The organism is Leptospiraceae bacterium, assembly GCA_024233835.1.
In the GTDB taxonomy this organism is placed as follows: Bacteria; Spirochaetota; Leptospiria; order Leptospirales; family Leptospiraceae; genus JACKPC01.
Genome location: JACKPC010000001.1, coordinates 879450 through 900568, shown reverse-complemented (window position 1 = coordinate 900568; position 21119 = coordinate 879450). Strand labels below are relative to the sequence as shown.

The window sequence follows — 21119 nt, the reverse complement described above, 5'->3', positions numbered from 1 at the left end:
TTCGTTTTCGAGTATCTTCGATAAGTAAAGAGAAATGGGAGAATATAATTTTAAACTCCCCAAAACCCCTATGAAAGCGACTATACACGAAATCTATTACTCTATTTCCGGTGAAGGGATTTCGGTAGGCATACCGACTATTTTGCTGCGATTTGCCGGCTGTTCTCTTCGTTGCGGAAAAATGCTTGATAAAAAGCTCTGGTGTGATACACCTTATGCCCTCTCTCCCTTTGCCGGCGAAGAAATGTCCGTAGAAGAGGCTTTTGAGCGCATAGAAAGTCTTTCTCGAAGGCCGGTTCAGGTGCTTTTTACGGGAGGAGAGCCTCTGGAAGGAAAACATAAATTTTTTTGTACAGAAATTGCAAAAATGATTTATAAAAAGAGACATAATTTTTACTATGAAAAACCCCGCGTTGAAACCAATGGAAAAGAGAGCATCGCGGGACTGGATAATATGGTCTTCAGCATCGACTATAAACTCCCGGGTTCCGGCATGGAAAAACACATGAACCCGGAAAACTTCCATATTATCCGGGAAAGAAATGAAATCCTTGATGAAGTAAAATTTGTGGTTCGGGACAGGGCTGATTTTGACAGGGCCTGTGAGGTGATAGAGGAGTTTTCTCTATCGAGAAACCTTCTATTTTCTCCTGTAGCGAGAGAATGCAGTCCGCAGGAGCTTTCCGAATGGCTGAAGGAATCTGCGATACCCGGCACAAGGCTTTCATTACAAATACATAAAATACTATGGGGAAATAAAAGAGGGGTTTAATTGTCTTCTGTAGCACAACAACTATTTTTAGACTTTCAGCAGAACTCGAGTCGTCAAACGATAGACACACCTGTATATCTCTGTAATAAACCTTCGTACGGACTCGGGAAAATACAAAAGAAAAGCAAGGGAATCCTGGAAGTTTATTTTTCGGCAGTTCATAAAACCCTTGAACTCCCGGAAGAAGACGAAAACCTGCGATACCTGAATTCTACTCTTTCTGCTTTGCATGAGTTTGAAAGCCGCCCCTATGAAATGTTCGTGAGCCTCCTCGCTATGGATCTAAAGCTAACCCATGTATTCGACAAGCTTTCCTCTCTTTCCAATTCCAGAACCCGTCTATTACCCCATCAGCTGGAGTCCACGTATTACGTGGTAAACAGTCTTCGTCCCCGCTTTATCTTAGCCGATGAAGTGGGACTCGGCAAAACTATCGAAGCCAGTCTCGTCATGAAAGAGCTGATGTTTCGAAATAATTATACAAAAGTGCTGGTGATTGCTCCTTCTCCTCTTTTAGTCCAGTGGAAGCATGAATTAAAAAATAAGTTTAACGAAGACTTCACTATCATAAAGCGAAGAAACTTTGTTACAAACGGTGAAGAAAACTGGAAAAACTTTAAAAAGGTAATTACTTCGATTGATTTTATCAAGAACCCGGTTTATGCAGAAGAAATTTTAAAGACCCGCTGGAATATTGTAGTTTTTGATGAAGCCCATCGCCTGCGCAGAGACTATTCCAAAGTGACCAAGGCCTATCTCTTTGCAGAAAAGATTTCTAAAAAATGCGAATGCCTTCTTTTATTAACAGCCACTCCGTTTCGCGGAAAATTAGAAGAGCTATTTTATCTCATGCACCTGGTTGATCCCAATATATTAGGTTCTTATCATGCTTTTGTCAATGATTACGTGGTAGGAAACAAGCAGGATCTGAAAGAGAAAATCAGCAAGGTTTTACTGCGCCGCAGAAAAGTTGAGGTCGGAGGCTTTACCAAGCGATTTGCGAAAACGGTTAAAATCGAGCTTTCCGATATAGAAAGACAGTTTTACGATGAAACGACCGAGTATGTAAAGCGGGAATATAATATTGCCATGAACACCAAAAATCGGGCAACCGGTTTTGTCATGATCGTGTTTCAGAAGCTTCTGGATTCTTCCGTGTTTGCCCTATTAAACGCTCTTACACGCAGAAAGTTCATGATAGAATCAAGACTTCACCGTTTTACCGGTTTTGAAAAAGACCTCGATGAATGGGATATTGACGATACAGAAAATGTGGAAGAGTTTATTGCAGGACTGGACGATCCCATTCAAAAAGATATTCAGAGCATACGCAGGGAACTTCTAAGTTTAAATCGACTCATTATGCTTGGTAAGTCGATTAAGGAAGACAGAAAATCTATTAAATTAAAAGAAATACTACTTCGCTTAAAAAGAGATGGAAGTAAAAAGTTTATTATTTTTACACAGTTTCGAAACACCCAGGATTATTTGACTTCTATCTTACAGGATGAATTTCAAATAACTCCTTTTCACGGTTCTTTAAGTGCGGATGAGAAGGAAAATGCGATTGCCGAGTTTAAAGAACGTTCGGAGGTTCTCATCTGCACGGAAGCCGGCGGAGAAGGACGTAATTTACAATTTTCAAATATACTAATTAACTATGACCTACCCTGGAGTCCTCTTAAAATCGAGCAGAGAATCGGAAGAATACACCGCTTCGGACAAAAAAAAGATGTATATATCTTTAACTTTGCCAGTAAAGATACGGTGGCTGAGCGAATTTTAGAAGTACTGAATCATAAAATAAAACTTTTTGAAGATTCTATCGGTGCCTCGGATGCACTTCTCGGAACCATTGAAGATGAATTAGATTTCAATTCCAGTTTTATGAAATTTGTCACCGGGACCAAAACAACAGAAGAGTTAAATGAAGAATTAGATAACCGGATAAAAATTGCTGAGAAGGGTTATAATAAGTTGAACTCTCTCGTAACACCCAAACTCATGGACTTTAACCTTCAGGACTATTATGACCATACTCTTTCAGAGAGAGCCTATACAAACTCCCATCTGGAGGAAATGCTTCTTCTGTATCAAAAACATTTCGGAGATAGTTTCCCCTATACTTTAAAAAAGAAAGAAGGAAATTTGTATGAAATTTTAGAAGAGAATCAGACTGCTAAAATTGGCACCTTTGATTCAGAACTGGCCTTAGCCAATGATTCTCTCGATTTTCTGGCTTTCGGACATCCGACAGTAGAACGTTGTATTCAGCATATTCTGGAAAATAAATTAGGGTATAAAAAACGCTATATTCATAATTCCCTATATAGTGGGAAAACTCTATTTGTTTTCCTGGTTGAATTTCAATTTTCCTTAAAAAGAACCGAATTGTTTTATCTTGAATATAACCGGGAAGAAAAAAAGGCAAAAAAGCTCGGAAAGTTTCCCGAAGAATTACGACTTGTTCTCCAGAAGGAAACGAACCTGGCGGATAGTATCCTCGAAGAGAAGAACTTTGAAACGGAATTGATCCATACTCTAAATCTTTTAGAACAAAAAGTAGAGAAACGAGAAAGAGAGCTTCAGGATGAAACTCTGACCATGTTTAAAAAAGAAGAATATAAAATCGAATTGTCTTCCAAGAAAAACATTCGCCTCTTAGAAGAAAAACTATCAAGACAGGAAGCCCAGGCCAAGTGGGACCCCGAACACGACCGCAGGGGACTTATTAACCGTACCAAAAATGAAATCCAAAAAGCGAGAGAAGAAATGGAACGAAAACTTCGTGAGGTTCGAAACGGAAGCCGCATCAAGCATCGCTTTACTCTCTTCCAGGTTTATTACGGAAGATAAGGGTTTGATTTATAAGGAAAAAAGAATTACTTTTACCTCATGCTTATCAAAAACCCACCACCCTTCACTTATAATTCCTTTTTTAACGGAAAGCAAAGAAATTTCTAATAAAGATGCTCACTTTCTAAGCCTTGCGGAAAAGTTTTATAGATGGATAAAGAAAAATCTTAAAAATCAAAAGTATGAAGGATACGAAAAATTCTTAGTAACCGAAAACACAATTAACTGGTTACATAAATCTAAAGGTGAATTACTGTTAAATAATATTTTATGATACATGAGATTTTTTGTTTTTTAGGATAGACCTAAAAAAGAGAGTGAAGACACAGCCAAACTATTTAAGAAAAATATAAATAAACTTTACCTCAAGCTGTTTTCTAAAACCCCGGTGCAGTTTTATTCAATAAATCACTACAGATTCATTTTTTAGAATTATAAAACTACTTCCTTTCTTGAAACCCTTTACTATTGTATCTAATGAATTGCTTAATTTATTCAGTATTCTTTGTTACTGATATTACCAAGTTGTATAAATAGAACTTTTGGTGGAGCTCCATTCACTAAAAAATTATCTAAAAAATCATTATCTTTTGTTGCAATGATTCTATCCTGATCTTTTGCTATGAAGATAATTTCCTTATCTTTTAGAAGATGTCCATCAGGAAATCACTTGTATGAATAGCCTCATATCCTTTATAGACTAAAAATTTTGCCAGATTAGGCGGTAACTGAGTATCAACAATAAACTTCATCAGACAGCAATCGGAATGACTTCTTTTGTATCTGCAATACGGGAAGCGTAATATAAGCAGGCAAAAATATCCTCTTTTTCCAGATAATGATAATCCGATAAAATTTCATCATACGTCATACCACCGGCAAGAAGTTCCAAAAGTTGCGTTACTGTAAATCTCATTTTGCGGATGGTTGGCTTGCCTTTACAGACCTCCGGATCAAGAGTAATTCTCTTTAAAAGTTCTTTCATACCGACATTCTACATCTTTTATAAAAAAATACAATATATTTTTAATAAGCCTGGTTTATTTATAGTTTTTCTTCAATAACTCAATAAACCCTCTTACCGTATCAAAGAGTTTTGAATCTTTTCTAGAGTTCCGAAATGCATGAAGAAACAGGGTCTCAGATTCAATAGGAGAGCAGTACCCAGGCAGTAATAAAAACTAACAACTATATATTCCATGAAAGGAATGTTAAGCATTTCCAAAGAATCCAAAATATAAAAATAGAAAATTGGGTAAACTCTTAGTTTTCACTGAAATACCTAGTAAAAACAAACAATTAATGCGTCGTCCCTGACTGACTATAGGCACAATTCAAAACCCGGCAACTTCCACAAATTCTACCTGTTTGTCGTGGGTCACGATGAGAGCCATGGAATGGAGTTCTCGGCCAAATTGCTTGAAGTCACGCTTGTAGGTCTCGTAGTATTCTTTTGCCTGGGAAATAGCCGCTTCCCGCTTTGCTCTGGCTTCCGAAGGAGAATCTTTCTTGTAAATATATTTGAATTCCATAATAAAGTTATGCATCACGTAATGGTAATAGGCCGGGTGAGCTTCGAAGAGAAGGTCGATGCGTTTGCCGCCGGGTAGTTCTCTTTCGGAGATAATGCTGTAGAGCTTACTCAAAGTAAAGTAGGAGATAAACATAAACTTGATATGCTTCTCTGTCATGGCAGAAAAATCGAAGTTTGAGAGTTTATTCTGAAAGAAATCAATAGCTAAATTTTTCAAGCCCTCTACTTTCCCGGACTCGGACATTTCGGCAATGCAGTTGTGCAGAGCACTTACATCGAAGTCCACCCCGTTTTCTTCGAGGAAGTTCTGGAAATACTCCCAGTGTAGGGTTTTAATCACCTGGTTCGGCACAACAAAACGGTTGGGAATATTTGTCATGGTTAAGAGGCCGAAGAAGAACAATAATGATTTTAATTCGTAGTCTTTCAAGCGGTTTTCAAAGGTAAAGCGCTGTACTAATTGAAAGGTTAAATACTCCTGAGTATTAATTTCTTCTAAGATTCGTTTCAGGTTTTCCTTACCGCTACTACCCACGATCAAGCCTTTCAGCTTGCTATAATCTGTCTTTACATTAAAATCAAGGATCTCTTTAGGATAACCCACATCATGAAAATACTGTAGAAAATACAAAACCATATCCGAATTGAACACTTTCTTATGGGCCTCTTCAGAAAACAGATAACCATTATAAAATGTAGTCATATCCAGAAACACTTCTTCTTTGCTCTTTTTAGCAAATCTTTCCAGGGGCACTTTATCTAATATGCCCCGCACTTCTTCTGCTGTAAAGCCCAGCATCTCATTGAACTGCGGATGGCCTGTCATATTGCTCATGATATTAAAACCACTGGCCAGTTCATCGAGCATGATAGGAGAAACACCGGTAATAAAAAACCTTTCAAATACACCTTCTCCACTGGCTATTTTCATTTGCTCGTAGAAGTTGCGGACATAGCCGGTCTCAGAGATAATGTCACGAACAAATGCTTCTTTTCCCTCTGGTAGGTTGTTTATGGATGTAGAGCTCATGGAAAAGCTCATCAAACTTCTCCTGCTTCTTTATGTCATAATAGGATTGCAGGACGCTAATCCAGAGGCTTTTTCCGAAACGCCTTGGCCGAATAAAGAAAAACTTTTCTACTGCTTCGAGACGGGGAATAAAATGAGTTTTATCAAGAAACAGGCGTTGATTCCTTCTCAGATTATCGAAATTGGCCTCTCCATACGCGATTGTTAGCATAAGAGCAGTTTATCCTGCAAAGATTTTCCTGTAAATCGGAAAAAGGGGCTGCTCACATCCGAACTCGGATGATTTATTACTTTCGATGTAAAAATGATAATTTACAATTTCATACCACCCTTTATAATATCATTATACAAATCATGAGAATAAATTTTGAGTATTTGAGAAATTTATTTCTAATAGGACTCTATACACTATAAGAAAAATTTAGTGAGATAAATATGGCACGACCTAAAAATAAAACCGAATTGCTGGATTTAAGCAAGAAGAATTTTGAATTTCTAATGGACTTCATTGAGAACCTATCACAGGAAGAACAGAATGCTGAATTCCCGAAAGGCACAATGAATCGAAATATTCGAGATGTGTTGATGCATCTTCACCATTGGCACTTAATGATGCTGGAATGGTACACAATCGGGATGAAAGGAGAAAAACCGGATATGCCGGCCAAAGGATACACCTGGAAAACAACTCCAGAACTGAACAGATGGATTTGGGAAAAATACAGGGATACATCCCTTAAAGAGGCAAAGCTACATTTCAAGTCGAGTTACAAAAAAATCAGGAGTCTCATCGAGAAACATAATGATGAAGAGCTATTTGAAAAGAAAAAATACAAATGGACCGGAACTACTTCATTGGGGGCCTACCTGGTTTCGGCAACATCAAGTCATTACGATTGGGGGATAAAACTTATTAAGAAGGCCAAGAAATAATCCATTTTTTTAGGGAAAAAAGTCACTTTCCGGGTTTTCTTTATTACCTGATAATATATGAAAACTGTATTTTATGATTTGTTAAATTGGTTATTTCCCCTGCAATGCTTTCGGTGTCAGAAAAAAGATTTCCTTGCGAAGAAGATAGGACTCTGCAAATCCTGCTATTCTCAGAAGAGCCGTCCCGCAAAGGAGACCCCGCCTTCCTTCTGTCCCGTCTGCCACTCTCCCCTTGAAGATAGTTGTAGATACTGTAATTCCCGGAATATTTTCTTTGAAAAATTATTTTTTTTATCTTACCGAAATCAGCTCGAAAAAGAAATTATCCAGAGGATTAAGTTTAGTAATATAGGAAACCTTCGTTACTTCTTTCGGACGGGTTTAAAGAAGCATATCCGGGAACTAAAAAATTTAGAACTACAGGCCATTATTCCGGTTCCATCCAACCTTAAAACTATAAAAGAAAGACCCTACAGAAGTTGTGAAGTTCTGGAAAAAGACCTCTCTAAGTTTTTACAAATTCCGATTCTTCGGCCTGTACAAAAAACATCCAAAGAACTACAGTCCGGAAAAACCTACAGGGAGCGCTTTTTACACGCATATTCGGCTTTTTCTATAGCAAATTCCTTTCAGGGAAAGCTTTTGGGTTCCTATTTAATTATCGATGATGTATTTACTACCGGCGCAACTATCAACGAGATTGCCCGTCTTCTACTGCAAAATGGAGCTGAAAAAATATATGTTCTCGTCCTGAGTCGCGGGCAGGATCAAAAATAAAAAATCTTGCAAGGAATCAAATGAACAATACGTCAACTTAATTCAGAAAGCGAGTTATCGATATTTCGCCTACGATTGAAAAATGTAAAAGGACACTTAACATTTTTAGAAAGCCAAAAGAGAATGTACTTTTTAAAAAAAACGTATTTTGAAAACTGGGAAAGAGATTTGCATACGGTAGGAGAACTTTGAAAGCCAGTATTGAGAAAATTCTGGATCGAATCCAGAGTATCGATAGGGATGTCAATGAGCTAAACAGGCTAAAAAGCCGACTTCCCCTGAATAGACCTTATTCTCCCAATGTACAGCTGGCCTTCGACTACCAGATCAACCATTTACTTTCTGAAAGGGTCTCCCTGATGGAAATTGTAATTCAGGAGCCACCTTCCTGGATTCAGGAAGAGAATAAAAAACGTGGCAAGATTACCCTGCACACCCTTGATGAGATTCGAACTGCCGATCTTTCTCTGGAGAAGCCTTCGGAGAAAGATGTACGTAGTTTTATCCAGAGTCTACCTAAAACAGAAGTGCATCTTCACCTCGAAGCCTGTCTGGACAAAAAAACTCTTTTACAACTCATTGAAGAAAATAATATACAGACCTCGGAAGAAGAATTAGAAAATGTTCTGCATTTTGAGGGTCTGAATGGCTTCATTAACGCTTTCTTTTTCATTCAGAGTATAATAAAAAAGGAAGAGAACCTGGGATATATGGTAGATAGTCTTGCCGAATACATGCGGGCAGACAACATTCTCTATGCCGAGGTCTTTTTTGCACCTTCCAAGTTTATCCAGAATGGCTTAAATTTTCAGCGCATGGTAGAGATCATTATCGAACGGATCCGGGAAAAGAAAGCCGAAGATGGAACCGATATTAAACTTCTAATCGATGTTTCCCGCTCTTTCGGTCGAGAAAATGCGATGCGAAACCTGGAGTATGTGCTGGAACTGGATTATCCGGAAATTCTGGGTATCGGTCTGGGAGGAGCGGAATTAAAAGGGCCGGCCAAAAACTTTGCCCTGATTTTCGAAAAAGCAAGGGCAGCAGGTCTCCATACAGTCGCTCATTCCGGTGAAGATGATGGACCCTGGGAAATCTGGGATGCTGTAAAGGTTTTAGGGGCTGAACGTATCGGCCATGCTGTTTCGGCAGTACAGGATCCGGCTCTTGTGGAATACCTGGCAGAAAAGCAAATTCCGGTGGAAATCTGTTTAACCAGTAATATTTTTACAGGAAAATATGTTCGTAGAGAACAGCACCATCCGGTAAGAAAATACTACGACAGCGGTCTTTTAACCTGCATCAATACCGATGATCCCAAAATTTTCAATGTCAACCTGAGTGATGAGTATTTAAAACTTTATCAATATTTGAATTTTAGCCTGAAAGAGATTTTAGACCTGATTCAGAAAGGTGTTCAATCCACCTTTCACCCGAATAAAGAGGCTCTCTGGAAAACGATGCAAAGCAAAATTTCTGAACTCAAAAAAGATTATAAGTTGGGAAACTTTTAAGATACAAACTTATATTTTACATCTTTCCAGAGCTTCTGCAAATTCGGAATCATCTGTCTTTGCCAGTGATACCGTTCATTTCCTATTACTTCAAACTCCAGGCGATTTTCTCTTTTTAACCCGAGAGCAAAGGTGCTGATAGTTGTAATACCGGCACTATTCAGATTGATGAGTTCAGAAAGATCCAGGGTAAGAGCTGTATCGGTTCGCCTTGAAGATGAGTAAAGAAAGCTCTTAATAGGTTCATAATCTCTCAGTCCGGGAAGACGCAGGATTCCTTTAATGGAAATGGTAGAAGTCTTCCTATCAAATTCGAGACAATAATCCAATTCTTCTAATTTCATCCATCTATACCTCTATATTCTCTTTTTTTAACATTTCAAGGAATTCATCCTCATTTAAAACTTTGACACCCAGTTCCTTTGCTTTTTCCAGCTTGGAACCGGCAGCCTCTCCCGCCAGTAGATGACTTGTTTTGGAGGAGACACCCGAAACTTTCTTACCTCCATATTTGACGATAATTTCCAGAGCTTTATCTCTGGGTTGAAAATGAAGAAAGCTTCCCGTAACACACCAGGATTGTCCGGCAAAAGGTTGCTTCTCGGCCCTTTCCGGGGCTCTGGTTGTAAAATTCAGACCCAGTTTTTTTAATTCAGCTATAGTTTGCAGTATATCCTTATCCTGAAAGGATTTTAGAATTGAATCTACCGTTCTAGGTCCCAGTCCGTGAATAGAAAGAAGCTCTTCTTTTTTATTTTTATTGGCAGCCTCCACCAGTTCATCGATAGAGAAATAGGAATTTTCAATCAGGATTTCGGTTACCTTATGTCCGATTTCCGGTAGACCGAGGGAAGGTAGAAGAACTTTCAGATCCTTCTTTTTGGATTTTTCCAATCCATCTAAAAGAATCTTCACGCTCTTTTCTCCGTATCCTTCCAGTTCTACAAGCTCTGCTTTTTTTTCCTGTAGCCTATACAGGCTCGGAATTGTTTTGATAAAACCTTTCTTATAGAGATTTTCTACCTGTTTTTCTCCGAGTCCGTCAATATCCATCTGCTTCTTTTGACAGAAGAATACAAGAAGGTTCTTTTCTCTTTCCGGGCAGGATTTATTGTTACAGAAGAGATCTACTGAATCCTCTCTTTTTTCCAGTTTGGACTTACAGGCCGGACAAGTCTTCGGAAAGCTAAAAATACTCTTGCCTTCCTCTATTACTTCTTCCACTGCCGGGATAATTTCTCCCCTTTTGGCCACCATCACCTTTGCTCCGATACCAATTTTCTTTTCCTTAATAAAGTCCTGGTTATGCAGAGTTGCGTAGCTTACAGTTGTCCCGGCGAGCTGTATAGGCTTAATTCTGGCTCTTGGAGTAATCTTACCTGTTCTACCTACGGCAATGTCTATTTCTTCGATAGTACTTTCTTTGAGTTCTGCATCGAACTTATAGGCACGGGCAAATCGGGGAGAATGAGAGGTGAAGCCCAGCTTTTCACGTTTAGCCAGGTCGTTCAGCTTAATCACCAGGCCATCAACCGGGAAGTCCAGTTTCTCTTTCTTTTCCTGGTAAGAATAAATCAGGTCTTTGATGGTTTTGCCTTTTACAATCTGTATATTCTCCGGCACAGGAAGCTTTAGTTTCTTCATATAATCCAAAAGCTCTTTATGTGTATGGAGTTTTCTTTGGCCCTCCGGGAAATAGGCATCATAGGTAAAAATTCGCAGAGGACGCTTGGAAACCTGCTTGGAACTTTTGTGCTTTAAGGTTCCCGAAGCCAGGTTTCTCGGGTTGGCGTATTTACCGCCGGCATCCCGGTTCAGTTTTTCGAAATCGGAAAAAGTCATGTAGACTTCTCCCCGGAGGTAAATGGTGACCGGTTCGGGTAGCTTGAGAGGAATGTTTTTTATGGTACGAATATTTTCGGTTACATCATCTCCAACACCACCGGTTCCCCGCGAAATTCCTTTCTCCAGTTCTCCTTTTTCGTAGTAAAGGACAATAGAAGCTCCGTCGATTTTCCATTCGAGGGAATATTCATCCTCCGGGCCGATTTTTTGTATCCACTCGTCTAATTCGAGGGGGCTGTAAGTATTCTCCAGGGATAAAACAGGTATTTTGTGCTGAAACTTTTCAAAATGATTGTCCAGATCCGAGCCTACAATCCGCGTGGGGCTATTAGGAGAAGCAAGCTTTGGATACTTTTCTTCCAGAGCCTGAAGTTCTTTAAAAAGCAGATCAAACTCTTTATCGGAGATTTCTTGCTTGTTTTCTACGTAGTATAAATGCTGATGATAACGAACCTTTTCTTCCAGCTCTCGGAGCTTTTTTTCTATGTTTTGCACAAAGAAAATATGCCAAGAAAGGGATTTTTGGTCAAGTTGAAATGATATATGGATAGAATAATTATTATTCTCGAGGACCCGATTTATACCGGAAATATCGGGATGTGCTGCCGTTTAATTGCGAATTTTGGCCTACCACCTTTACGGATTATCGGGCAGAAAAAAGAAGAAGCGCCGGAAATGGAATGGATGGCGCATAATGCCCTCGAAGAAATTAATCGCATAGAATACTTTTCCGACTGGAAATCCTGTTTGTCCGATCTTTCTCTCTGTATCGGAACGGGAATGATAGAAACGAGGGATAGGGGTCCTTTTATTGAACGGGAAGAACTTCCTGAGCTTCTCCGGCGAAGTCCCGGGAAATTTGGAATTCTTTTCGGAAGAGAAGATAGGGGTCTGTCTCTCGAAGCCATCGGCCATTGTAATTATATGTTGAACTTTCGACTTCCCGGCTATCAACCTTCAATGAACCTGGCCCAGGCGGTCTGTTTTGTTTTAAGTCTTTTATATAACTCTGATATTCGTACTGAGCTTATAGAAGAAGTTCAGGCACCGGAGAAAAATCGCCTGTATGATCTTTCCGGGGAGATTTTTTCTCTTATAGGAATGGATGAGTTTCACGGAAAGGAAAATCTTGCCGTAAAACGGCTGAAATCCATACTGGAAACGAGACCCTTAAGTGAAGGAGATATTAACTTCTTGTTTAAGTTTTTCAGGAATATACAAAGGCTAAAACCCAGAGAGTGATGAAAACACTGCTTTATTCTTCAGTTATTATCCTTTTCTGTCTGCTGTTAACCAGCCTTGTGATAGATCTGAGTTTTGAAATTCATTACCTCCTGATTGAGTCTTCACAAAAAGCAGAGGCTATGCAGCCAAAAACGGTAGCCATAGTACCGGGAGCTGCTGTATATCGAAACAAGAAACCTTCTTCGATTTTGCGGGACAGATTGCAGGGGGCTCTCTCTTTGTACCAGAATAATAAAGTAAAAAAGATTTTACTTTCAGGAGATAACTCTTCCCGTTCTTATAATGAAATCCGACCGATGCTGAATTTTATGATAAAGAACCGGGTGAGAAAAGAAGATATTTTCGTGGACTTTGCCGGGTTTCGTACCCTCGATACTCTTACAAGAGCCAGAAAGGTATACGAAATTGAGGATGCGATTATTGTTACCCAGAGGTTTCACCAGCCCCGCGCCGCCTATATCGCAAGGAAGTTGGGTATGGAAGTTTCCTGTCTTGAGTCGGACAGCGGGGTTTATAGGGATAAGAAGAAAAATCGTCTGAGAGAATTCTTTGCCAGAAATCTTGCCTGGTTGGATATGAATATTATTCATACCCCTCCTCGCTTTTTAGGAGCCAAATATCCCATAAGCGGAAGCGGGAATCAAACCTGGAGTTTTAAGTAGGAAGCGATTTTAGTTATCGTTCGATTCCATATTTTTCTTCGGCTTTTTTCCAGGCCTGCATATAATGGCGATAACGTCTGTTTTTGTTATCCAGGTCTTCACCGAAACTTCTATCATTGGTTAAATAAATTCGATCAACCGCCAGTTCTTCAATATGTAGATGATTTCGATAAGCAAAAGCCCATAATTCCAGAGGAAAAGCATAGCCCTTTTCTTCGAAACCGTGGTTTTTGAATGCATCGATTCGATAACGTTTATAGCCACAGAAGGCATCACTTAAAGACCAGTTGTAGGTCTCATTTAAAAGTTCTGTTATCCTGTAATTGATTTCAACCCTATCTTCGGGTGCCTTTCCCACGATTTGGGAATCTTTTAAATAGCGACTCCCGCTCACAACATCCACATAGGGATTGTAAGTAAAAAAACGATGCAAATCTTTGGGTTCATGTTGAGCATCGCAGTCCATAGTAATTAGATAATCGTAATATTCTTGAATTCCATAGTTAAAGCCGCTGATTATGCTTGCTCCGTAGCCTTCATTTACTTCTTTATTTAAAAGCTTTATAAAAGGGTACTGCTTTTGTAGAGACAATAAAATCTCAGGGGAGCGATCATAGGAACCATCATTAATAAAAAGAATATCTGCCTGTTCCTTCGCTTCTTTTACTGTATTATGAGCAACAGATTCTAAGACTTTCTCTTCATTATAAATCGGGATAATAAGTAAAAATTTATTCATGTATACCTCTTTTAACTTACAGAATCAATTTTAGCATTATAAAAAAGGAAGCAGGTCCTTTCGTAGTACATCATAAAGTTCTTTATGCCAGGAAGGACAAATCTCACAGTCCGGGAATTTACCTTCCTCTAGTTTGCCCGGAAATATCAGTATCTCTACAGAATCTTTTCCGAAAGCCTGGAGGCTTGCATCTACAATAAGAAAAAGCTCTTCTATCTTATCATCACCGATGGCAATACAACCAATAGACACATCTTTTCCGTGTATAAAAATATCAGAACCCGGATTTTCTCTGCCATCTAACTTTGCCTTTTCCGCATCAAAAGCATTTGGATAAGATACTTTCATGGATAGATGATAGGAACTATTTGGATTCAAATAGTCTATCTTATATTTTCCTTCCGGGATTTGCCTGTCTCCTTCTACAAGTTTCGGACCGAGCTTTCCGCTGAAGGTGGTAAACCGATAAGAAAATAAAAAAAGCTTCTTTCCATTTTTTTCTGTATGAACTTCCAGTATTCGTTCTTTTTTAAAAGCTAATAGATACAATTTGGAGATGGGAAAAGAAATGCCTTTGTCCGAAAGTATCTTTTGAATAGGTATGAGTTTGTGGGAATACTTTTTGCGAACGTCTTCCAGGCTCTGTTGCTTAAAAAATTTCCGCTTGAAAAAGGAGATAAGAGGGTAGCGTATCAGGAATAAAAGGAAACTTAACAGGATAAAGCCCGAAAGATATATGAAAAATTTCTGTTTTATAAGTGAATCTCCGGAAAAGGCAAAAATTCATCCTGCGAAAAGCGCTTCCGACCGGGAGTCCTGGGTAAGCGGGGAAGTCGGGGCAAAGGATATTCTTCTCCTCTCTCCTGGGCTTCCAACCAGGCAATCATTTCTCCGGTATAGTATAAAATTTTCATGTGAAGAATTTTCTGATTATAAACCGGTTTTTTGTAGAACTCTCCAGCTGTTTCCACTCCTTCCCTCAGGCTTAATATCGGTTTTTTTATTGACTCCACATGCAATAATTTGTGTTTATAATTAAAACTTTTTAGATAAGAATAAAGCGGCTTTATGAACAAACCAAGACAACCACAGATTAATATTTTTAAGAAATCCTCTCCTTACAAAGCTAAGGTGTTAAAGAACATTGAATTAACCCCAAAACCGGGACAGGGAAAACGTCCGAAAAAAGAAGGAGAAGCCTGCATTAACCAGATTACTCTCGAATTAGACCATTCAAAATTCCCCTATGTAATCGGTCAAAGTGCCGGTATAATTCCTCCCGGAGAAGACCCTGAAAAAGTAGCGAAAGGTTCAGACAATACGGGCTATACAGTTCGCCTGTATTCGATAGCTTCTCCCACCTACGGAACCGATGGTAAGGCTAATACTATTGACTTCATCATCAAAAGAGACAATACCTATGATGAGGAAGGAAATGTAACCCATAAAGGTGTTTGCTCAAATTATATGTGTGATATAAAAGAAGGAGAGATTATTGATATGACCGGACCTTCCGGCAAAAACTTCCTCCTTCCACAGGAAGATTTCGCCCAGGATATTTTCTTTTGTGCGACCGGTACGGGAATTGCGCCTTTTTACGGGATGATAATAGAACTCTTAGAACATAACCTGATTAAGTTCACCGGGAATGTATATTTAATATATGGTGCTCCCTATTCGGATGAAATCGTTCTAAAAGAAGAGTTTGAAAAACTGGCCCAAAAACACTCCCATTTTAAATTTATTATGGCTGTTAGTAGGGAAACCAAAAACCCCTTTGATGGTGGAAAGATGTATATTCATCACAGAGTTAAAGAAATCGGAGATACTTTAAAAAAGGCCTTTGAAAATGGGGGCAGGATGTATATCTGCGGTGGACCCAAAGGCATGGAAAAAGGAATTTTACAGGTTCTTCAAGAAGTTCTGGGAAAAGAAGGCGACTTAAAGGAATTAGAAGAAGAACTCAAGTCCAAGTCCCAACTTTTTGTGGAGACCTATTAATGTCTCTCGGAGTCGTTCGCGATATTGACAAGGGGAAAGGGGAAGTTATCCGGGTTGAAGTAAGTGAGTACAGAGGAAAGAAACTTTTGAACCTCCGAATCTGGTATTATGATGAAAACCAGGAGCTAAAACCGACAAAAAAGGGAATCGCTATTTCCCCGGACTTGTTTGAAGCTGTGAAAGAAGCCTTTCTCGAGGGCGGGGAAAAGCTTCTTTCTGATGTTTAAGAAAAAGAGGTAGATATGATTCAAAAAGCAGAGCTCAGGTTAGATGATAGAAGTTATGAACTTCCAATTGTAACCGGAACTGATAAACGTCAGGGAGTAGATATATCCGGACTTTATGAAAAAACCGGCGTGATTACTTTTGACCCGGGTCTTTTTAACACAGGAATTATTAAAAGTAGTGTATCAAAGAGGGATCCGGAAACAGGTAGTTTAACCTATAGAGGTTATGAAATCAGGGATCTTGCCCGGAATTCTACCTTTATTGAAACTTCTTACCTTCTCATTTACGGTAATTTACCGGAAAAGAAAGAACTTGCTGATTTTTCTGCCAGGCTTTCCAAACACTCACTCATTCACGAGGATATGCTTAACCTTTTTGATGGATTTCCGGATAGAGCCCATCCTCTGGCTGTGATGTCCACAATGGTTATGTCCTTATCCAGTTACTATACTTCAGAATATGAAGAAAGTATGGATAAGGGAGTTGATCATATAGCTCTTTTGTTATCTAAAATCAGAACTGTAGCCGCCTTTTCATACAAGAAAATGATAGGCCAGCCCTTTACTTACCCGGTAAATAGTTTTGGTTTTTGCAAAAACTTTCTCCACATGCTTTTTTCTCTTCCTACTTATAAATACGAAGTTCCGGAAGAATATGATAGAATTTTAAATAAACTCTGGATACTTTATGCGGATCACGAACAAAACGTAGCAGCGACTACCGTTCAAATTGTAGGTAGCACTCATGCCAATCTCTTTGCTTCTATTAGTGCGGGAATTGCGGCTCTCTGGGGTTCGAGGGAAGGTGGACAGAATATTGCTGCCGTAGAAATGATTGAAGACATTATTTCGGAAGGAAAAGGCGTAAAAGCCTATTTCGAGAAAGTAAAAAAGGGAGAACTCAAACTGGTTTCAACCGGTCTCGGTCATTCGGCTTACAAGGTAAAGAGTAAAAGAGCCGAAGTAGCAGGAGAATTATTCGTCGATTTTTATAAAGGTAAGAAGCTGGATCCGGTTGCCGAAGTGGCTATGGAAATTGATTCTATCTGCAAGAATGATGAGTATTTCCTTCAAAATAACCTCTATCCGAATCTGGAATTCTACAGCGGGGTAATTTTTAACAGCATGGGGATTCCCAAAAATCTTTTTACGGTAATGCAGGTAATTGGAAAATTGCCGGGCTGGATGGCTCACTGGAGAGAACTACGGATTCTGGGTGAAGTAGAGAAAAAGACCCGACCCAAGCAAATCTACTCAGGAGAACAGGGAAAAAAATACGAAAAAAGGTAATTGCAAGAAGGCGACCCTCCGGAGGGTTGCCTTCAATAGCTTATTCATCGTCTTCGTCTAAATCCTCATCCTGATCTTTTTCTATATAATCCTCATTTACCGGCTTGGTTTTGGTTTTTTCTTCAACATCATAAACTTCTATCGCCGGATTAGAATTGATTTTCTTCAGCAATTCTTCGTCCTCGGTGTCTTCGAGGGCTGAAACAGAAGCCTCTCTTGGTTTATTTTTTTTTGAATAAATAGATTCGGGATTCTTCAGGGTCATAACATCAATTTTAGGACCGAAAACCCAACCCTGGACAATACTGCCGGCGTTTTTCCCTGTACGCTCTATGGCCTGGAGAAGATAATACCTATCTTCAACTACTTTTCCATTCATCCTCGCTTTATAACGCTTATAGGTAACTTTTCGAATTTTTGCGACAGCACCATTGGGAAGTCTTGTTATCTGGGTGGAGCCTACCTGGGGATTCTTGCGAATAGTTGCAATTTTATAGGTGACTCTTGCGTATCTTCCATAGGCTTTCCTGTAGATGAGTTCTCGCTCTATGATAGCTTTGTAGTTCTCATTTTTTGTCTGGTGCATTATGCGAAGAAGAGCCAGGGTCGAACCGAGGGTTCTTTTCTTGGCAATTGCAAAAATAATGTCCGCTTCCAGTTCCTTGTTTTTAGGCATAGCATCCAGAAGAATTCCGAGACTCTGGGAAGAGTTATGGTTACCCAGACCGCGAATAGCACCGGTACGATGCTCTAAAATGTCTGATTCGAGAAACTTTTTAAAAACTACCAGGTCAGCACTTCGATTAAAATAACCCAGACCGTCAAGTGCAGCGGAAGTCACATTCGGATCGCGGGAGCGAATTCCTTTTTTGATAATCAGGTTACGTCCGGTATATGTCCTGGTTTTTCCGAGACCGATATAGGAGGAAATCTCAATTTTGGGGTCTCCTGAGCCGGTGCCCTTGATAAAGTAACGTAGGGAACTCCTCGAACCAATTTTTTCAATGGATTTATAGGCAGCCTGCCTGACTTCAAAACTATCGGTCAGGATTGCCCTGTGAAGAGCTTTGATTCCGCGTTTCATTCTTCCGAGCGAATGAGCGGCTTCTGCACGAACGTCCGGGATTCGATTTGTCAAAAGAAGCCTGGCAATTATATTTACAGATTGCTTATTGTTAATGGCTTCCTGCTTACGAATCGTCTCTATTCCTTCTTTCTTCTGCTGTTCAAGCTTAACGAGATCGGTTTCGGTTTCCTTGGATTGAATAATCATCGAACCGGTTTTGTTTACATGAGGAAGACGGGTATTCTTACTCTTGTAACGAATGCTTTTATTGTACTTAGATTCATTACCACTTAAAGTTAATTCTTTTTCATCATCTGCATCGAGGTCTGAATTCAAAATATCGCTATGATCAGAAGGAAAAGGTTCTTCCGTTTCTGCAAAAAGCAAAGAGGACTGTAAGGAAATTTTGAAAAGATGGTTTACAAAAATAGGATGATTCCCTGTGATATTATCAGTAAAGGATAAAACTACAGGCAATAAGAGAAAGGTCATTATGGATGGAAAAGGATAGGTTTTCATTTTGTTGAACTCCTTGCTTTATTGCTCGTATTTACTTAAATTAAAAAGTGAGCTATTTTTCAATAATTTAAATTCGACACTTAACAGACAAGAGGAAAAAAATCAGTAAGCTATTCGGTAATGTTCACGGTTTAAAGGTAAACCATCTAAAACGATTAAAGCAACTTGGAGAACGAAAAATCAGAGATGACTTTTTGGTTACCCATGATGTGTCACGTCTTGTTTGTGAAATTTCAACAGAATTAAGTCGACAAATTGGTATTCTTATCGATCGTTCCGGGCATATTACACATGTTATCGTTGGTGACAGGCACTCTATTGAAATTCCTTACCTGGATAGGTTACGCTCTACCGGTACACGTTTACGCGGGCTTCGACTCTTTCATACCCACCTTAAGGATGAGCCTTTAAGCGAAGAAGACCTTACCGACCTTATCCTGTTACGTCTTGACTACATCACGGCAGCCATTCCCGACGAAAATGGGCAACCCCGACATTATTACTCCTCCTATGTTAATACAGATATTCATACCACAGATTTGTGGATGATTCAAGAAAAAAAATTCCCGGGACAACTGAAACCGGGCATTCTATCCGAAATTTTAGAGATTGAAACAGCTTTAGCACGTAAGGTAGACTCTTTAAAAGATGCCAGGAAACAAAATAGGGCCTTTATTATCGGTGTGTATCTAAAACAGAATCTTCTTCATCGTAGTATTGAAAGTTCTCTGGCTGAATTAAATGAACTCTGTCAAACGGCCGGAATACACGTAGTTGATTCCTTTTACCAGAAGAAAAATGCCCTTGATCCTTCAACGGTTTTGGGTCTCGGGAAGATGAAAGAAATCATCCTGCGGGCTGTTCAAATGGATGTAGAACTTCTTATTTTTGATCTGGAGCTCAGCCCTTCTCAGGCTAAAAAGATTTCAGACTTTTGTGATTTAAAAGTAATTGATAGAACACAACTCATACTTGATATTTTCGCCAACCACGCCATGAGTCGGGATGGAAAACTCCAGGTAGAATTAGCTCAATTAAAATATTTAAAAGGACGTTTAAGTGAGCTGGATGATAATATGTCAAGGCTCACCGGTGGTATTGGCGGAAGAGGACCCGGCGAAACCAAGTTGGAAATCGGTAGAAGAAGGGTAGAAGACAAAATTAGCCATCTGGAGAGGGAGCTAAAAGCTTTAAAAAGTCGTAGGGAGTTAAATCGTTCTCGGAGAAAGAAGAACAATGTGCCGGTAGTTGCAATTGTAGGTTATACCAATGCGGGGAAATCAACCCTGTTAAACTCCCTGACCAATTCAGAAGTTATCTCTGAAGACAAGTTGTTTGCAACCTTAGATCCCACAACCAGAAGGATTCGCTTTCCGGAAGAAAGGGAAATTATTATTTCAGATACGGTTGGTTTTATTCACGATTTACCACCGGATTTATCCATGGCTTTCAAAGCGACCCTCGAAGAATTAGGAGATGCCGACCTTCTATTACATGTGATTGATGCTTCAAACCCCAGGATGGAAGAACAGGTTAGAGCTGTTGAGAAAATTTTGAATGAGCTAAACCTACACATGATCCCGAGAATTGAAGTTTTCAATAAAGAAGATAAGCTTCTTAATGAGAATTTGTCTTTAAACAAATCAGCTATACGGGTTTCGGCTTTAAATAAGAGTGGTATGAAAGAACTTTTAGACCTGATTGAAAAAAAATTATGGGTAAGCGGTTTTCAGTCCGACCAGTGCTTAATAGCTTCATCTACAGATGAACAGATAAGTACCTTTTCCGGCAATTCTACCAGTTGAATGATAGTTTCTATGGATTTGTTAACTCCCCCAATAACAAATTTACCTGAGTGTTGATCTACGATTTTTACCATAGAAAGGATGATAGCCAGGCCTACGCTGTTGATATACTTCAATTCAGAAAGATTCAGAACTAATTCATAAACTTCTTCTTTAAATAAGGATTGTAAATCACGCGAAATGCTGTACGCATTTTGGTGGTTAAACTTTCCCTTAAATGCAACAATTTGAATATTCTTACCAAATTGCGGTATTACAGTAATATCAATATCCAGTGAATCAAAACTCAGGGTATACATACTCG

The 21119-nt window shown here is 39.2% G+C and carries 23 protein-coding genes; 12 read left to right on the top strand and 11 right to left on the bottom strand.

Annotated elements, in window-relative coordinates:
• Positions 1-70: 70 nt before the first annotated feature.
• From H7A25_04170 to H7A25_04160, 3 genes are read left to right on the top strand one after another with little or no spacing between them, the layout of a single operon-like run.
• Entirely contained in the window at positions 71-772 is a 702-nt protein-coding gene (locus H7A25_04170; GenBank protein MCP5499072.1) for a 4Fe-4S cluster-binding domain-containing protein, read from the top strand.
• A 60-nt stretch (positions 773-832) separates the two neighbouring features.
• Positions 833-3628, top strand: a complete 2796-nt coding sequence (locus H7A25_04165; GenBank protein ID MCP5499071.1) for a DEAD/DEAH box helicase family protein — start codon at positions 833-835, stop codon at positions 3626-3628.
• A gap of 4 nt (positions 3629-3632) precedes the next feature.
• On the top strand, positions 3633-3902 hold the full coding sequence (locus H7A25_04160; protein ID MCP5499070.1) for a hypothetical protein: 270 nt from the start codon (positions 3633-3635) through the stop codon (positions 3900-3902).
• Positions 3903-4123: 221 nt separating this feature from the next.
• On the opposite strand, the gene H7A25_04155 is transcribed toward H7A25_04160, so the two are convergent.
• The 4 genes from H7A25_04155 to H7A25_04140 form a co-directional block, all read right to left on the bottom strand.
• Positions 4124-4261, bottom strand: a complete 138-nt coding sequence (locus tag H7A25_04155) for a DUF5615 family PIN-like protein (GenBank protein MCP5499069.1) — start codon at positions 4259-4261, stop codon at positions 4124-4126.
• A 118-nt stretch (positions 4262-4379) separates the two neighbouring features.
• Positions 4380-4613, bottom strand: a complete 234-nt coding sequence (locus H7A25_04150; protein ID MCP5499068.1) for a DUF433 domain-containing protein — start codon at positions 4611-4613, stop codon at positions 4380-4382.
• Positions 4614-4962: 349 nt separating this feature from the next.
• Positions 4963-6204: an AAA family ATPase gene (locus H7A25_04145; GenBank protein MCP5499067.1), complete on the bottom strand. Its 1242-nt coding sequence runs from the start codon at positions 6202-6204 to the stop codon at positions 4963-4965.
• Complete coding sequence (locus H7A25_04140) at positions 6137-6403, bottom strand: AAA family ATPase (GenBank protein MCP5499066.1); 267 nt, start codon at positions 6401-6403, stop codon at positions 6137-6139. Before H7A25_04140 ends, H7A25_04145 begins: the two co-directional genes overlap by 68 nt.
• A gap of 224 nt (positions 6404-6627) precedes the next feature.
• Here H7A25_04140 and H7A25_04135 point away from each other — a divergent pair, with 224 nt between their 5' ends.
• The 3 genes from H7A25_04135 to add all read left to right on the top strand — a co-directional run bounded on the left by H7A25_04135 (position 6628) and on the right by add (position 9416).
• Positions 6628-7125, top strand: coding sequence for a ClbS/DfsB family four-helix bundle protein (locus H7A25_04135; GenBank protein MCP5499065.1), 498 nt, complete (start codon positions 6628-6630; stop codon positions 7123-7125).
• A 57-nt stretch (positions 7126-7182) separates the two neighbouring features.
• Positions 7183-7902: a ComF family protein gene (locus H7A25_04130; GenBank protein MCP5499064.1), complete on the top strand. Its 720-nt coding sequence runs from the start codon at positions 7183-7185 to the stop codon at positions 7900-7902.
• 188 nt (positions 7903-8090) lie between these two features.
• Complete coding sequence (gene add / locus H7A25_04125) at positions 8091-9416, top strand: adenosine deaminase (protein MCP5499063.1); 1326 nt, start codon at positions 8091-8093, stop codon at positions 9414-9416.
• Here add and H7A25_04120 read toward each other — a convergent pair.
• Both H7A25_04120 and ligA read right to left on the bottom strand, forming a co-directional pair.
• Entirely contained in the window at positions 9413-9760 is a 348-nt protein-coding gene (locus tag H7A25_04120) for a hypothetical protein (protein ID MCP5499062.1), read from the bottom strand. The genes add and H7A25_04120 overlap by 4 nt on opposite strands.
• Positions 9761-9764: 4 nt before the next feature.
• Entirely contained in the window at positions 9765-11765 is a 2001-nt protein-coding gene (gene ligA / locus H7A25_04115; protein ID MCP5499061.1) for an NAD-dependent DNA ligase LigA, read from the bottom strand.
• A 39-nt stretch (positions 11766-11804) separates the two neighbouring features.
• Between ligA and H7A25_04110 the strand changes: the two genes are divergently transcribed.
• Positions 11805-12503 carry an RNA methyltransferase gene (locus H7A25_04110; GenBank protein MCP5499060.1) on the top strand — a complete coding sequence of 233 codons (699 nt, stop codon included), beginning with the start codon at positions 11805-11807 and terminating at the stop codon, positions 12501-12503.
• Positions 12503-13168 carry a YdcF family protein gene (locus H7A25_04105; GenBank protein ID MCP5499059.1) on the top strand — a complete coding sequence of 222 codons (666 nt, stop codon included), beginning with the start codon at positions 12503-12505 and terminating at the stop codon, positions 13166-13168. The genes H7A25_04110 and H7A25_04105 overlap by 1 nt, the downstream gene beginning before the upstream one ends.
• Positions 13169-13181: 13 nt before the next feature.
• On the opposite strand, the gene H7A25_04100 is transcribed toward H7A25_04105, so the two are convergent.
• From H7A25_04100 to H7A25_04090, 3 genes are read right to left on the bottom strand one after another with little or no spacing between them, the layout of a single operon-like run.
• The gene (locus tag H7A25_04100) at positions 13182-13907 is read right to left on the bottom strand and encodes a glycosyltransferase family 2 protein (protein ID MCP5499058.1); all 726 of its coding nucleotides are present in this window, start codon (positions 13905-13907) and stop codon (positions 13182-13184) included.
• Positions 13908-13943: 36 nt separating this feature from the next.
• Positions 13944-14663 carry a L,D-transpeptidase family protein gene (locus H7A25_04095; GenBank protein MCP5499057.1) on the bottom strand — a complete coding sequence of 240 codons (720 nt, stop codon included), beginning with the start codon at positions 14661-14663 and terminating at the stop codon, positions 13944-13946.
• Entirely contained in the window at positions 14660-14878 is a 219-nt protein-coding gene (locus H7A25_04090; GenBank protein ID MCP5499056.1) for a hypothetical protein, read from the bottom strand. The genes H7A25_04095 and H7A25_04090 overlap by 4 nt, the downstream gene beginning before the upstream one ends.
• Positions 14879-14975: 97 nt before the next feature.
• Here H7A25_04090 and H7A25_04085 point away from each other — a divergent pair, with 97 nt between their 5' ends.
• Genes H7A25_04085 through H7A25_04075 form a run of 3 tightly spaced genes read left to right on the top strand, consistent with a single transcriptional unit; the run spans position 14976 to position 17425 of the window.
• Positions 14976-15908, top strand: coding sequence for a ferredoxin-NADP reductase (locus tag H7A25_04085; GenBank protein ID MCP5499055.1), 933 nt, complete (start codon positions 14976-14978; stop codon positions 15906-15908).
• A complete protein-coding gene (locus tag H7A25_04080) occupies positions 15908-16135 on the top strand; it encodes a transcriptional coactivator p15/PC4 family protein (GenBank protein ID MCP5499054.1) in 228 nt (75 codons plus the stop codon). The genes H7A25_04085 and H7A25_04080 overlap by 1 nt, the downstream gene beginning before the upstream one ends.
• A 15-nt stretch (positions 16136-16150) precedes the next feature.
• Complete coding sequence (locus H7A25_04075) at positions 16151-17425, top strand: citrate synthase (protein ID MCP5499053.1); 1275 nt, start codon at positions 16151-16153, stop codon at positions 17423-17425.
• Between the two features lie 40 nt (positions 17426-17465).
• Here H7A25_04075 and H7A25_04070 read toward each other — a convergent pair whose 3' ends face one another.
• Positions 17466-19010 (bottom strand): HEAT repeat domain-containing protein, encoded by a 1545-nt coding sequence (locus H7A25_04070; GenBank protein MCP5499052.1) that lies wholly within the window; start codon positions 19008-19010, stop codon positions 17466-17468.
• Positions 19011-19081: 71 nt separating this feature from the next.
• Here H7A25_04070 and hflX point away from each other — a divergent pair, with 71 nt between their 5' ends.
• Positions 19082-20815 (top strand): GTPase HflX, encoded by a 1734-nt coding sequence (gene hflX / locus H7A25_04065; protein MCP5499051.1) that lies wholly within the window; start codon positions 19082-19084, stop codon positions 20813-20815.
• On the opposite strand, the gene H7A25_04060 is transcribed toward hflX, so the two are convergent.
• Entirely contained in the window at positions 20740-21114 is a 375-nt protein-coding gene (locus tag H7A25_04060) for an STAS domain-containing protein (GenBank protein ID MCP5499050.1), read from the bottom strand. The two genes, hflX and H7A25_04060, sit on opposite strands and share 76 nt — an antisense overlap.
• Positions 21115-21119: the final 5 nt, after the last annotated feature.